Raw genomic sequence first — 13,330 nt, forward strand, 5'->3', positions numbered from 1 at the left:
CCTAAAGTATTTTTTTTAATTTTTTCTGTAAACTATCACATGATAAAACGACTACCTATAATTATATTTATATTTATTATTTTTTATATATATTTCAAAGATGATGTATTCAAAGATAAAACAATTGTTATTGGCGCTTCACTACCAAATAGTGGAATTATAAAATCTTGGGGAGATGCTGTTACAAGTGGTGTAAATAGTTATTTAAATTATTCAAATGAAAATCATTTACTTGGAAATAAAGAGATTAAATTTCTAACATACGATGATAAATACGAGCCTGAGCTCACCTTAGAAAACACAAATAAACTTATTTATAAAGAAAAAGTATTTGCTCTTTTTGGTTTTGTTGGAACTCCCACGGTAAAAAGAGTTTTACCTATTTTATATGATGAAAATATTCCATTTTTTTCAGCATTTACAGGAGCTTCTTTTCTAAGAGATAATAAAAATGAAAACTTCATAAATTTTAGAGCATCTTATAATCAAGAAATTGAAGCATTGATAAACTATTTGTCTAAGCAAAAAAAGCTAAATAAAGTTGCCGTTTTTTATCAAAATGATGATTATGGAGAAGAAGGATATATTTCATTATTACAAGCCCTTAAAAATAAAGATATAAAACTTGTAGCTGAGGGTTCTTATAAAAGAAATACCCTATCAATAAGTCATGCTTTTAATGAAATAAAAGATGCAAATCCCCAAGTTATATTTATGATAGGAGCTTATAAAACAAACTCTTTATTTATCAAAAAAGCAAAAGAAAATGAAAATCTAAAAGATACAATTTTTTGTAATATCTCTTTTGGTGATGCGAACTCTATGATAAAAGAACTAGAAAAACTAGATACAAATACTCAAAATCTAATTTTTTCACAAGTTGTTCCTAGCTATATAAATAGCGATATTCCTGTAGTTTTTGAGTATCAAAATCTTATGAAAAAATATTATCCAAATGAAGAATTAGGATTTTTATCCCTTGAAGCATTTTTATCTGCAAAAGTTTTGGTAAATGCAATTTCTAGAATTCAAGGTGATATTACTAGAGAAAAGTTTATTTATATGCTAAAAACAACACCTACTAACTTATTAGAAGGAATTAATATTAAATTTGAGAACTCTCAACTTTTAAATAACGTTTACTTATTTGAGTATAAAAACAATCAATTCCTTGAGTTGAAAAATGAAAAATAAAATTGATAAACTAATAAATTATTTTGATAATTTAAAATTTAGATATAAAACTGCTTTTTTAATTTTTATAATCGCAGGAGGAATGATTTGTATTATTATACTTTCACAAATATCTATTTTTGCAGTAAAACAAGATTTTGATATTTTATTTGATAAAAGAACAAAAAGTTTAATGCAACTAGAAAATATAAAAGATACCTTTCAAGTAAATGTTCAAGATACATTAAGAGATTTTGAGAAAAAACAAATCTCTTTTGAACAAACTTCTGAAGTTTTAAAATTAGCCCAAGAAATTATTGATAAGAACTGGCTTTTATACAAAAATCAAATAAAAGTACAAAATAAAGATTTTTTAACAACTTTTATTAAAGATTTCATAATTAAAGAAGAAAATTATTATGAAAATAAAGCCCTAAAAAACAATATTATGAATAATATTAATACAAAAATGCAAATCATAAAAAGTAAACTTGCTAAAATAAATATAGATACTAATGAAGAAAAATTCCATTTAGAACTAAATCTTCAAATAAATGCCGTTTCTATTTATCTAACAAGTTTAATTAATTATGATTTATCATTAGCTATTAATGAAAAAAGAAATACTGATAAAATTTTTAATATCATTTTGATTTTCTCTATTATTTCTATTTTTATAGTATTTTTATTTTCTATTATTTTGTCTATTTTTATTATAAACAATTTCAAAAAATTACATAATTCACTTGAACAAAAAGTTGATATAAAAACAAAAGAACTTCAAGAGTTAAATATGTCCCTTGAGTCAAAAATTTCAAAAGAAGTTTCCCAAAATAGAAAAAAAGATATTATCATGTTCCAACAAGCAAGACTTGCATCTTTGGGTGAAATGTTAAACAATATTGCTCACCAATGGAGACAACCATTGGGATCTATTACCATGATTATTCAAAGCTTTCAAACAAAACTATTATTAGGTAAATTAACACCTGATTTTGTTGATGAAAAAGTTAAAGATGCCCTGTTTCTAGCTAATAATATGTCAAATACCCTTGATGATTTTAAAAACTTCTTTTCTCCAAATAAAATAAAAAGTAAATTTTCAATTAAAAATTGTATTGAACACTCTATTGAGCTTTCAAAATATTTATTATTAAGAGAGAATATAAAAGTTGAGTTAACAATAAAAAAAGATGTAGAAATCAATAGTTTTTATAATGAATTATCTCATGTGTTCTTAAATATCATCACAAATGCAAAAGATGCTTTATGTTCAAATGTTAATAAAAATGATAGAATCATAAAAATAATTGTAAATAAATTTGAGAATAATCTTGTTGTAAATATAGTAGATAATGCAGGAGGAATACCTCAAGAAGTTTTACCAAAAATTTTCGAACCTTACTATACAACAAAATATAAAAGTGCAGGAACTGGAATAGGACTTTATATGTCTAAACAAATAATTGAAAAACATATGGAAGGTCAATTATCTTGTAAAAATATTCGCCATAAAATAAAGGATGAAAGAGTTTTTGACTGTACTTTGTTTACAATAAAAATACCTATAAAAAACAACTATAAAGAGAGTGATGATGAATAACAATGATTTAAATATTTTACATGAATTCAATATTTTATATCTTGAAGATGATGAAAATCTATTAAAACATACAAAAGATATTTTAGAAGATTTTGTAAACAATATTTATGCTGTAAAAACTATAAGTGAAGCTTTAGATATACTTTTAAATAAAAAAGTTGATGTAATAATTTCTGATATTTTATTAAAAGATGAAAATGGTATTGATTTTTTAAAACACATAAAAAATAAAAATATAAATATTCCTACTATTCTTACAACTGCTCACACTGATACTCAATATTTATTAGATGCAATAAGATTAAAAGTTGAAAACTATATTATAAAACCTATAAATATTAAAGAGTTATTAAATAGTTTACACGATATTTTACTTCCAATTGTTCAAAAAAAAGAGATTCAAAAAAACAATAATTTAATAAAAACAATTTCAGCTATAACAGATGGAAAGCAAGTTGCAATTATAAAATATATTCTAAATAATTTAGATAATGAAAACCTTTTTACAGCTTCATATACAGATATAATGGATAGTTTTTCAATTTCAAAACCAACGCTTATTAAACTATTTAAAGAGTTAGCAGAAAAAAATATCTTGGTAAAAGTTCAACATAAAACTTATAGATTCAATGAAAAAACATTAGAGAATCTATAGTTTATATGCTTTTTTATTTAACTATACCTTTTTCGTACCATTTTCTAAGCCATGCATCAAGTGGATACATAAATTTATAAATAGCAGGAACTACTAAAAGGGTTAAGATAGTTGAACTTATAAGTCCTCCAATAATTGCTATTGCCATCGGAGCATTACTTTCATGCCCTGCTCCACTTCCAAAAGCTAAAGGAAGCATAGCTCCAATCATTGCAAAGGTTGTCATTAAAATTGGACGTAACCTTTTTTCACCTGCTTCTAAAAGTGCATCATCAATACTTTTTCCATCTTTGATTGCACGATTTGCAAAATCCACAACTAAAATAGCATTTTTACCAACCATTCCTAAGAGTAAAATAATCCCAATCATTACAAATAAACTAAAAGAATTTCCACTTAAATATAAAGCAACCATAACTCCTGTAAAAGATAAAGGCATTGAAATCATAATAATAAAGGGCTGAATAAGTGATTCATATAATGCTGCAAGAATAAGATAAATCAAAATTACAGCAAAGAAAACAGCAGAGGCAAAAGCCTTATTTGTATCTACCATATTTTCAACATCTCCTGTATAACGATAGCTATATCCTAAAGGTAAAATTTCTGGCATTTTAGAATCAACAATTTCTACGATTTTATCAAGGGAAGTATTAAAAATATTTGCTGTTACTAAAACTTTTCTTTCCCTATCAAATCTGTTTATTGAAGCATTTCCTAGAGTTTCTTCGATTTTTATTAATCCATCAAGAGCAACAAATTGACCATTTGAATTACGAACTTGTAGTTTTTTTAAATCATCAAGTGAAGATCTAAAATTATCTTTTAATCGAACAGTTATATCAAATTGTCTTCCATTGTCTTCAAAATATGAAACTGCACTATCACTTGAATATGCTGAACCTAAAATTGAAGCAATATCTTCAACACTAACTCCTACTCTTTGGGCATTTTCTCTTAAAATACCAATTTTAATCTCAGGTTTTCCATTTTCAAAATCTCTATCAACATCCACAACACCAGGAGTTTCTTTTAGAATATTCATTAACTTTGTAGATAAAACATCTAATTCTTCAAGTTTATCACCTTTGATTACAACTTGAACAGGTGCTGTTGTTGTTCCTGTATCAAAATCATCTACTTTCTCAACAGATATTATCATATCTTTAATTGATGAGAATTTATCCCTATAGTATTGAATTATTGCTTCTTGTGTTTTTGTTCTTTCTTTTAAGCTTTTAAGTTTTACATAAACTCTTCCTTTATGTAACTCTTGAGCTGAGTTATAACCAATCGATGAAATTGAATATAAAATATCTTTATCCTCTTTTAACATATCATCAAAGGGAATCATAGCTTTTTTCATTGATTCTAAATTAATTCCAACAGGTGCTTTTATAGTGATTTGAAACTCTGCATTATCTTGCATTGGTAAAAATGACATTCCAACTTTTAAAGTAGTTGAAGCAACTAATATACCAATTGTTACAATAATCGTAATAGTTTTAAAACGAAGTAATGGCTTTAATAACCAAGTATAACTTTTATCAATGGCAGATAATATAGGCTCAGTTGCATGATAAAAACGACTTTGTTTTGTACTTAAAACCCTTGCCCCAATACTTGGAATAAACATAATGGCAACAAAATAAGAAATTACAATTCCAGAAGCAACAGTCATTGCAAATGAGTTAAAAAACATTCCTACAATTCCATCCATGAAAGCCACTGGTACAAAAACTGCTAATAAAACAGATGAAATAGCAAGAATTGAAAAAGCAACCTCTTTTGCACCTTCAAAAGAAGCTTGAAATGTTGTTGCGCCATCTTCCATTTTTTTCATGATATTTTCAATTACAACAATAGCATCATCAATAAATATTCCAATTGCAAGGGTAAGTCCAATAAGTGTTAAACGATTTAAGTCATATCCCAAATAATCAATAATAGCAAAAGTTCCAATAACAGAAGTGGGAATTGCTAAGGCTGAAACAAAAGTAGCTGTTGTATTTCGTAAAAAAACAAATACAATAAAAACAGAAAGAAAAGCTCCAAAGATTAGGTCAAATTGTACATTATCAATATTTACCATAATTTTTTCAGATTGATCTTGAAGTATTTTAATTTGTGTATTTTCACCTGCAAGGACTTGAAGTTTAGGAAGTACTTTCTTTACCTCTTTGATGATATTTAAAACATTTTCCCCTGAGATTTTTTTTACTTCTAAAGTAACACCTTGTTGACCATTATAAGAAGAAAAACTTTTTGCATCACTTAGTCCATCTTTGATTGTTGCAATATCTTTTAATCTAACACCTGATTTTACTAATATATTACCAATCTCTTCAACATTTTGCGCATCACCTTGAGCTTTTAAAATAATCTCTTGGTTTTGATTAATGATTTTTCCAACACCTTGTTTTATATTTTGTTTTGAAATAATAGCACTTACGTCTAAAGCGCTAAGATTATATTTATTTAATAAAAAGGGGTCTATAAAAATACGAATTTCTCTATCTTGATATCCTAAAATATTAACTTCCCCAACACCTTTTATTCTTTGTAATTGAGGTTTAAGTTTTTCATCTGCAAGTCTCATTAAAGAGCTTGTATCATTTCCATCTGAAGCTATAAAAAGACTTATAACAGCTCCTGCGCCCCCTAATTTCTTTACAACTGGTTTATCAACTTCAGAAGGAAGATTTAATGCACCTATTTTATCTCTTACATCATTTGTGGCTTCATCTAAATCTTTTGTAAGTTTAAACTGGATGGTAACCGCACTAAAACCTTCATAACTTGTTGACATAAGTTTATCAATACCATCAACACCTGAAATCGCTTCTTCAATCTTATCAGTTACTTTTGTTTCAACAGTAGATGGATCTGCTCCATTGTATGTAGTTTGAACTGTAACTATTGGAAAGTCAACATTAGGAAAAAGATTGATAGGCATACTTTTATATGACATAATTCCAAAAATAACAAATGTTAATACACCCATCAAAGTTGTGATTGGGCGATTTATAGCTAATTTATACATTATTTACTCTGCTTTAATTGTGCCATTACCAAAAAGACCTGGCATAAGATTTTGTGCTTGAACTTCAGCTTGCATTTGTCTTGTTTCTTTTAAAATTACTGGATATACTTTTGTAATAGTTCCTTCATAATCTGTATCACTACCATCAACTTTATATATAAACTTTTGCCCTACTTTTACTTTTTGCCAATATTTCTCATCTAATTTTAATATCAATTTCACATCATCTAAAGCAATAACATCAATAAGTTTAGTTTGAGAAGCTAAAACAATAGCACCTAAGTCAATATTTTTTTTAGTAATCACTAAATCATAAGGTGCTCTTAACTCAGTTTTTCTCAAAATGATTTCTTTATTTTTAGCATTTAACTGAGTAATATCCCTATCAAAAGTGTAGTTCTCCATTTTTTCTTTATCTATAACATTAGATATTTTTGCATATCTTGAATAAGTATTAGCCGAATGTTCTGCATTCTTTTTTGCAATTTCATATTCATTTTTTTCTTGTGTATTATTTAAAGAAAGAATTAAATCATCTTTTTTTAACTTATCACCAACATTTACATTTAAGGTACTTACAATTCCTGATACAGAAAGTCCAAGTTGTGACTCTTTATCACTTACAACATCAAATGTTGCATAAATATCCTCTGCAAACAAGGAATGAAACATAAATAATATAATTATAAAAATCTTTTTCATTTGATAATTCCTTTAATATGTTCACTCATTTTATTAAGTAGTTTTGATTTATTCATAATTTATCCTTTGTGTAATTGTCAAGTAAGTAACTAAGATGTTTATTCAAAATATTTTGAGTTTCATTAAAAGTCATATTTGAAGCTTTTGATTTAACTAATAGACCTTTTAAAAGTAGAATTATTATATTAGTTAAGTTATCAACATCATCAATTATTAATTCACCTTTATCAATTCCTTCATTTAAATACAAAAAAATAAAGTCATAATCTTTTTTGAAAAAACTTTCAAAGTATGCTGTATAAAGTTGGGTTTCATCAATAAGCATTGAGCTTATAAAATGTTGAAAAAGTTTAAGTATTTGCTCTTTATCAAACTCTTCTTGAAGTTGATTAAAATTAAAATACTCTAGGATTTTTTCTTTTGCACTCATATTTACTGTGATATTTTTTTGAAAAGTTTCTTGATGTTGTGCAGAAAGAATATCCCAAATAGTAAAAACTATCTCTTCTTTATTTTTAAAATAAAGATATATAGTTCCTTTTGCTACTTCAGCACTTTTGGCTATTTCATCAATACTTGTTTGTTGTATTCCCTTTTCACAAAAAAGTTTAATAGCAGATAATGCTATATTAGCTCTTTTTTCATCTTTATCTATAATTCTTGCCATAAAATACCTTTTTTAATGAATGACCGTCAGTCATTTATGAAATAATACATCTTTTAGATTTACTTGTCAAGACAAATAATTTTATTAGGAATTTTAAAAAGAGTTTTGTTTTATTTGTGATAAGTTTGAGTATTTTTTGAAAAAGACAAAATGAAAATAGAATTAATCTAAAATCTTTAAAATCTCTTCTATTTTAGAAATATTAGTTTGTGAGAATTCATCTTTTTCATCTTCATATTTAACTTTATTTATTTCTAAAAGATTTGCTAGTTCTTCTCTTAAAATAAACTCTTTTTCACTTACTATTCTATGGGAAAAAGTCTCTTTTAAATCAAATTCTACATTCGATTGAATGTCTATTGAAAAGTTTAAACTATAGTGAACTTCTCTTCCTTTAATATAAGCTCGTGAAGCTACAAGATAAGCTGCATAGAAAAATACATCATCCATTTCTCTTGAAGTATAGGTCATTTTTATTAGATTTTTTGCATTTTCTATCAAATCATATTTAGAGTAATTTTCTCCTAATTTTGTAAGAATATCTAAAGTCTTATCAAAGTCAAAATCTTTAATCAGTTCTTTTTGTATTTGCGCTAGGTTCATTTGTTTTAGCCTTATTAAAATCATTTTTTTAGTTAAAAAAGTGAAAGTATAGCAATATATTCTAAATATAGGAATTGAATTTATGCTTTGCTTGAATTATACTTTTGCCATTTCAATAAATAAAAAATGTGAATTTTCTAAGGCTTTTATATTTATTTGTTTTTCATTTATTATTTCCACTGCATCACCATTATTTAAGACAAGCCCATTTATATCTGATTTTCCTTCAATTTGTACAAAATAAACCTGTCTATTTTCTTCTATATGAAAATCTAAATTTTTATCTGAATCTAATTGACTAACATAAATATTTATGTCTTGATGGATTTTTATATCAGCTGTTCCATTTTGCCCTGATACTATATTTAAAAATTTATTTTTTCTCTGTATTTCTTCAAATTTATTTGAACCATAAAGTCTTGGAAGTCCAACTTTAGGTGGTATAATCCATATTTGTAAAAGTCTTAAATCAAGAGATTTATTTTTATTATATTCACTATGATATATACCATCACCTGCACTTAAATATTGAATATCACCTCTTGTTAGAGTCTCAATATTTCCTAATGAATCTTTATGTGTTAGTTCCCCATTAATCACATAAGTAATAATTTCCACATTTTCATGAGGATGCATATCAAATCCAGAAGTGGTATGGATAATATCGTCATTAAGCACTCTAAGTACTCCAAAACACATATTCTTTGGGTTATAATAATTTGAAAAACTAAAATGAAATCTACTTTCTAACCAGCCTAAATTAGAAGTACCCATATTCTCTTTTTGCAATTTTTTTAACATTTTTCACTCCTGATATAATACATTAATCAATTATAAGTTTCCTTTTCATCAAAAATAAAACTCTCCATTGAGATATTTGAATAAATCATTTCTTTATTGAAAGATTTCCCTTTCTTATTTATGGCATTTCCATAAGCTATAAATAAGGGTAAAAAATGTTCCGTTGAAGGATGATTTTTATAGAAGTTAATATTTTTTGCAATATTTTTTAATTCATCTTCTTTTGCATTTTCAATAATATTTACAATATCACTATTAAATTTCTTTGCATAATCTTTTGTAGTAAGACTCATACCCATATCGCCTAAGTTATGTGTAATACCACCACTACAGATAATCAAAGCTTTATCTTTAAATTGTTGAAGATTTATTCCTAAATTAATTAACTGTTCAGTACTATAAGAACTTGGAATACTTATTTGTAATACTGGAATTTTAAGATCTTCATACATCAAGGCTAAGACATTCCAAACTCCATGGTCATAACTTTTTCTATTTTCATCTATTGAAATATCAATATTATTTTTTTTCAATTTTTCAATTAATTCTAATGTTAATTTCTCATCACTATTTATTTCATACTTTACTTTATATAATTCATCTTCAAAACCATAAAAATCGTACATTATTTTATTTGCTTGGGGTGAAATAATTTTTAAATCTTTTGTTAAATAATGTGCTGAAAATATAATAATATATTTTGGTGTTTCTAAATTCTCTGCTAATTTCTTTATTCTCTTTTTTGATTTGATATCACTCAAAATAATATTTGGAGCGCCATGTGAAATAAATAGTGTTGGATTCATAATTTATACTTATTTAGAGTGAGAACCATCACAAAATGGTGCATTCGATGTTTTCTTACAGGCACAAATATTATATTTTTTAGTTTCAGATACTGTAAATACTTTAGGTATAAACTCTGTTCCTTTGTGTGAACCATTACAGAAAATTCCATCTTCACTTTTACCACAAGTACAGTAATAGTACTCTTTATTTGCTTCTAATTGTGTTGCCATAATTTTATCTTTTTTAAATTTTAGCTAATTACTTAGCTAAAATTCCTTCTACTTCAATGTTTAATTTTACAGTTTCATCAACTAAAACTCCACCAGCTTCTAATGCTTTATTCCAGTTAAGACCAAAATCTTTTCTATTAATTTTTCCTGTTAATTCTAAAGCAACCCTTTTATTTCCCCAAGGATCAATCGCTTCTCCATTATTTTCAAAATTAAGTTTTACATCTTTAGTTATACCTCTAATTGAAAGTTTCCCATATGCAAAATCACCATCAATTTTGTCTAATTTAAAAGTTAAAGTAGGATGATTTGCTTCATCAAAGAAATCAGCAGATTTTAAGTGCGCATCTCTTTTTGCATCTTCTGTATTAATTGAAGCAACTTTTGCTTCACCAACTAAACTTTTTAATGTTTTTGTTTTTTCATCATATTCAAAGTTACCACTAAATGTATCAAATTTCCCATTTACGTTTGAAATCATTAAGTGTTTTACTTTAAATCCAACATTCGAATGACTTGCGTCAACATTATATGTTCCTGCAAATAGAGCACTTGAAGCTACAAGTGATGCTAAGCTTAATTTTAAAAATTTCATTTTATTCCTTTTTTTATCTATAATATATTACTAATTAGTATTAATAAAGCAAAAAAATATCAGTTTGCCTTATAAACCTTGTCCAATAAATCATATAAAGTATCTAGTTCTTTATCACTTAAAATTTCTAAAGCTTTATTCAAATTATTTGCATGATTTGGAAATACTTTTTCAATAACATCTGTTCCCTTTTGAGTAATAGACAAAATAGATACTCTACTATCATTTGGATCTTTTATAGAAGTTATCCATTCATCTCTTTTGAGATTTTTTACCACAACTGTTATATTCCCAGGTGTGCTCATAGTAAGTTTTGTGATTGAACCTATATTTAAATCACCTAAGTGATATAAAACTTCTAGAACTTTAAATTGATTAAACGTCAGATTATGTTGTGATAAATAGTTCACTGTCATATTGTTTATTTTTAAAGCTGCTCTTTCTAATCTAACAACAGTTTTCATAGATTTATCAGTTCGTAAACCATAAGATTTTAGTGATTTATTATTCATTTCATACTCCTTGGAAAATTATACTACTAATTAGTAATAATGTCAAGTATTTAAAAAAAGAATTAATATCTTAATTATCAGCATACCATTTAATGTATTTTACTATGGTGCTAGTTTTTAATATTTAATTTTTAATATTATGCAAAGTAGTTGATATTAAAACTCCTTCGTATGAAGTAGTTTTAATTGCACTTAAAATTTCTTTTAAGTTTGTTTTATCATTGTAAGTAACTGTAACTTCTTTTGTATTTAATCGTACACTAACTTTTTCAACTCCATCTACAGCTTTTACTGCTTTTTTTACAGCTGTAGTACATAAAGGGCAATGCATTCCTTCAACTTTTATAAGTGATTCATTTGAAGCAAAAACAAAAGAACAAAAAGCAAATATTATAAATAAAATTTTCATAATCTAATCCATAAAGTAAGGTATTATTTCAGGGTAAAACAACAAAAATACTAATAGGAAGAAAAAGCCTATACTAAAGGTATAATGAGTAATTTTTTTTCTTCTATCTTTTTGGCAAGAGATATTTTTATTTGATTGTCTTATTGCTAAAATAAATAAAATAACTGTTAAAACACTCATAGGAATACGTAGATATTCTAAACTTGTAAAATAAGTCAAAATACCACTTGATACTCCAAAGAATATAAATAAAAAAGCTGGTAAACAGCAAAGCGTAGATAAAAGAGCAGTGCTAACTGCTCCAAATATCGTTAACCTATTTTTTTTCAAATGATTTCTTGTGAAGTATAAGAATATGTAAATGTTTTAGGAGTATAGTAATCAAGAGCATCTTCTCCAACCTCAGCATATGGATAACCTAACATATTTATAGGATATTGAGTTGGTTTTGGATTTAATACAAAATCTCTAGCACTATTAAATGCAACCCAGTTCATTTCCCAAGAACCAAAGAAATATTTTTTAACATCTTTTACTTTTTTGTCTTCATTTGTTAATTTTTCAGCAAGTCTTACTTTTGTAACATCAGCAGGATCAGCAGGAACCCATCCTAATCCATCTATATAAAATTCTGCACGACAATGTTGAGCTCCTGTAATATTTGCAAAACCTTTATCATCTGCTTTACCACAAGCATTTGAGATTTTTGATTGTCCAGCTCTTATACCAAAAACTTCTCTAGAAGGAATGCCTAAGTTTCTTAATAAACATACCAATACTGAACTAATATCTGTGCATTTTCCACCATAGATTTTCTCTTCAATAGCTTTTTTAGCATCACCTAATCCACAACCAATTACACTATCATCTCTATACATAGTTGTAACCGTCCAGTCATAAACAGCTTGTGCTTTTTCAAGTGGAGTTTTTGCACCTTTTGCGATATCTTTTGCATATTTAGTTAAACTTGCGGTAATAGGAATATGAGTACTTCCTTCTAGGAATACTTTTACATCTTCAGGGTAATTCATACTTGATGTAGCCTTTGAGAAATTAGTTGTTCTTTCTTGCATAATTACATCAAAGTTAACTTCTAATTCAGATTTTTTATCTGATTTGTCCCATTTTACATATAAAACTCTTGTATCGTATTCATTTTTTACAATTTTTGCTTCAGTAAAATTTCCTTTATAATCAAAAGATACAACTTTATGGTAACTTTCATCTTTTGGAAGTGGTATCCAAAGTTGTGTAGATTCAGTACTTGGATTTATTGAATAAGTATTTGCAACACTAAATTTTCTTGGTTTACTTGTAATTCCAAATGGATTTATTTCTTTATTTGCAAATGCAAAACTCGGAGCTAATACAGCAACACTTGATAAAGTAGCTGTTGTTTGTAGAAATGTTCTTCTTTGCATGGGGGATTAACCTCTAATAGTTTTTTGTTCTACAGAAGAGATAAAGTAAATATAGTTAACTTTATGTCAAACCATAACCTATGGTCTTGAACTAATTTGAAAGATATTAATATATCTCTTATAAATA

Annotated in this window: 15 protein-coding genes; 3 read left to right on the forward strand and 12 right to left on the reverse strand. The window is 26.2% G+C overall.

Translation table 11 applies throughout. The features are described 5' to 3' along the window. The first annotated feature begins 39 nt into the window (after positions 1 to 39). Genes AACT_RS10145 through AACT_RS10155 form a run of 3 tightly spaced genes read left to right on the forward strand, consistent with a single transcriptional unit; the run spans position 40 to position 3,431 of the window. On the forward strand, positions 40 to 1,194 hold the full coding sequence (locus AACT_RS10145; protein ID WP_172126693.1) for an ABC transporter substrate-binding protein: 1,155 nt from the start codon (positions 40 to 42) through the stop codon (positions 1,192 to 1,194). Further along, on the forward strand, positions 1,184 to 2,776 hold the full coding sequence (locus tag AACT_RS10150; RefSeq protein ID WP_172126694.1) for a sensor histidine kinase: 1,593 nt from the start codon (positions 1,184 to 1,186) through the stop codon (positions 2,774 to 2,776). The genes AACT_RS10145 and AACT_RS10150 overlap by 11 nt, the downstream gene beginning before the upstream one ends. Then, on the forward strand, positions 2,769 to 3,431 hold the full coding sequence (locus tag AACT_RS10155; protein WP_172128651.1) for a response regulator: 663 nt from the start codon (positions 2,769 to 2,771) through the stop codon (positions 3,429 to 3,431). Before AACT_RS10150 ends, AACT_RS10155 begins: the two co-directional genes overlap by 8 nt. Positions 3,432 to 3,444: 13 nt before the next feature. On the opposite strand, the gene AACT_RS10160 is transcribed toward AACT_RS10155, so the two are convergent. The 12 genes from AACT_RS10160 to AACT_RS10215 all read right to left on the reverse strand — a co-directional run bounded on the left by AACT_RS10160 (position 3,445) and on the right by AACT_RS10215 (position 13,203). Further along, positions 3,445 to 6,474: an efflux RND transporter permease subunit gene (locus AACT_RS10160; protein ID WP_172126695.1), complete on the reverse strand. Its 3,030-nt coding sequence runs from the start codon at positions 6,472 to 6,474 to the stop codon at positions 3,445 to 3,447. A 3-nt stretch (positions 6,475 to 6,477) separates the two neighbouring features. Then, positions 6,478 to 7,176, reverse strand: a complete 699-nt coding sequence (locus AACT_RS10165) for an efflux RND transporter periplasmic adaptor subunit (RefSeq protein WP_172126696.1) — start codon at positions 7,174 to 7,176, stop codon at positions 6,478 to 6,480. A 52-nt stretch (positions 7,177 to 7,228) separates the two neighbouring features. Beyond that, on the reverse strand, positions 7,229 to 7,843 hold the full coding sequence (locus tag AACT_RS10170) for a TetR/AcrR family transcriptional regulator (protein WP_172126697.1): 615 nt from the start codon (positions 7,841 to 7,843) through the stop codon (positions 7,229 to 7,231). Positions 7,844 to 8,005: 162 nt separating this feature from the next. Then, complete coding sequence (locus AACT_RS10175; protein WP_172126698.1) at positions 8,006 to 8,446, reverse strand: hypothetical protein; 441 nt, start codon at positions 8,444 to 8,446, stop codon at positions 8,006 to 8,008. A gap of 96 nt (positions 8,447 to 8,542) precedes the next feature. Then, positions 8,543 to 9,247: a pirin family protein gene (locus tag AACT_RS10180; protein ID WP_172126699.1), complete on the reverse strand. Its 705-nt coding sequence runs from the start codon at positions 9,245 to 9,247 to the stop codon at positions 8,543 to 8,545. Positions 9,248 to 9,273: 26 nt separating this feature from the next. After that, entirely contained in the window at positions 9,274 to 10,053 is a 780-nt protein-coding gene (locus AACT_RS10185) for a DODA-type extradiol aromatic ring-opening family dioxygenase (protein WP_172126700.1), read from the reverse strand. 9 nt (positions 10,054 to 10,062) lie between these two features. Next, positions 10,063 to 10,266: a CDGSH iron-sulfur domain-containing protein gene (locus tag AACT_RS10190; RefSeq protein WP_172126701.1), complete on the reverse strand. Its 204-nt coding sequence runs from the start codon at positions 10,264 to 10,266 to the stop codon at positions 10,063 to 10,065. Positions 10,267 to 10,294: 28 nt separating this feature from the next. Then, a complete protein-coding gene (locus tag AACT_RS10195; RefSeq protein ID WP_172126702.1) occupies positions 10,295 to 10,861 on the reverse strand; it encodes a YceI family protein in 567 nt (188 codons plus the stop codon). A gap of 59 nt (positions 10,862 to 10,920) precedes the next feature. Further along, complete coding sequence (locus AACT_RS10200) at positions 10,921 to 11,373, reverse strand: MarR family winged helix-turn-helix transcriptional regulator (protein WP_172126703.1); 453 nt, start codon at positions 11,371 to 11,373, stop codon at positions 10,921 to 10,923. 124 nt (positions 11,374 to 11,497) lie between these two features. Beyond that, positions 11,498 to 11,782, reverse strand: coding sequence for a heavy-metal-associated domain-containing protein (locus AACT_RS10205; RefSeq protein WP_172126704.1), 285 nt, complete (start codon positions 11,780 to 11,782; stop codon positions 11,498 to 11,500). A 3-nt stretch (positions 11,783 to 11,785) separates the two neighbouring features. Then, positions 11,786 to 12,112, reverse strand: coding sequence for a hypothetical protein (locus AACT_RS10210; RefSeq protein WP_172126705.1), 327 nt, complete (start codon positions 12,110 to 12,112; stop codon positions 11,786 to 11,788). Beyond that, positions 12,109 to 13,203 carry a transglutaminase family protein gene (locus tag AACT_RS10215; protein ID WP_172126706.1) on the reverse strand — a complete coding sequence of 365 codons (1,095 nt, stop codon included), beginning with the start codon at positions 13,201 to 13,203 and terminating at the stop codon, positions 12,109 to 12,111. Before AACT_RS10215 ends, AACT_RS10210 begins: the two co-directional genes overlap by 4 nt. Positions 13,204 to 13,330: the final 127 nt, after the last annotated feature.

This window comes from Arcobacter acticola (assembly GCF_013177675.1).
Lineage (GTDB): Bacteria > Campylobacterota > Campylobacteria > Campylobacterales > Arcobacteraceae > Aliarcobacter > Aliarcobacter acticola.

Excerpts from the sequence above, each read along its gene's own strand:
- AACT_RS10145 (WP_172126693.1), top strand. The coding sequence starts at position 40 with ATGATAAAACGACTACCTATAATTATATTTATATTTATTATTTTTTAT.
- AACT_RS10150 (WP_172126694.1), top strand. The coding sequence starts at position 1,184 with ATGAAAAATAAAATTGATAAACTAATAAATTATTTTGATAATTTAAAA.
- AACT_RS10155 (WP_172128651.1), top strand. The coding sequence starts at position 2,769 with ATGAATAACAATGATTTAAATATTTTACATGAATTCAATATTTTATAT.
- AACT_RS10160 (WP_172126695.1), bottom strand. The coding sequence starts at position 6,474 with ATGTATAAATTAGCTATAAATCGCCCAATCACAACTTTGATGGGTGTA.
- AACT_RS10165 (WP_172126696.1), bottom strand. The coding sequence starts at position 7,176 with ATGAAAAAGATTTTTATAATTATATTATTTATGTTTCATTCCTTGTTT.
- AACT_RS10170 (WP_172126697.1), bottom strand. The coding sequence starts at position 7,843 with ATGGCAAGAATTATAGATAAAGATGAAAAAAGAGCTAATATAGCATTA.
- AACT_RS10175 (WP_172126698.1), bottom strand. The coding sequence starts at position 8,446 with ATGAACCTAGCGCAAATACAAAAAGAACTGATTAAAGATTTTGACTTT.
- AACT_RS10180 (WP_172126699.1), bottom strand. The coding sequence starts at position 9,247 with ATGTTAAAAAAATTGCAAAAAGAGAATATGGGTACTTCTAATTTAGGC.
- AACT_RS10185 (WP_172126700.1), bottom strand. The coding sequence starts at position 10,053 with ATGAATCCAACACTATTTATTTCACATGGCGCTCCAAATATTATTTTG.
- AACT_RS10190 (WP_172126701.1), bottom strand. The coding sequence starts at position 10,266 with ATGGCAACACAATTAGAAGCAAATAAAGAGTACTATTACTGTACTTGT.
- AACT_RS10195 (WP_172126702.1), bottom strand. The coding sequence starts at position 10,861 with ATGAAATTTTTAAAATTAAGCTTAGCATCACTTGTAGCTTCAAGTGCT.
- AACT_RS10200 (WP_172126703.1), bottom strand. The coding sequence starts at position 11,373 with ATGAATAATAAATCACTAAAATCTTATGGTTTACGAACTGATAAATCT.
- AACT_RS10205 (WP_172126704.1), bottom strand. The coding sequence starts at position 11,782 with ATGAAAATTTTATTTATAATATTTGCTTTTTGTTCTTTTGTTTTTGCT.
- AACT_RS10215 (WP_172126706.1), bottom strand. The coding sequence starts at position 13,203 with ATGCAAAGAAGAACATTTCTACAAACAACAGCTACTTTATCAAGTGTT.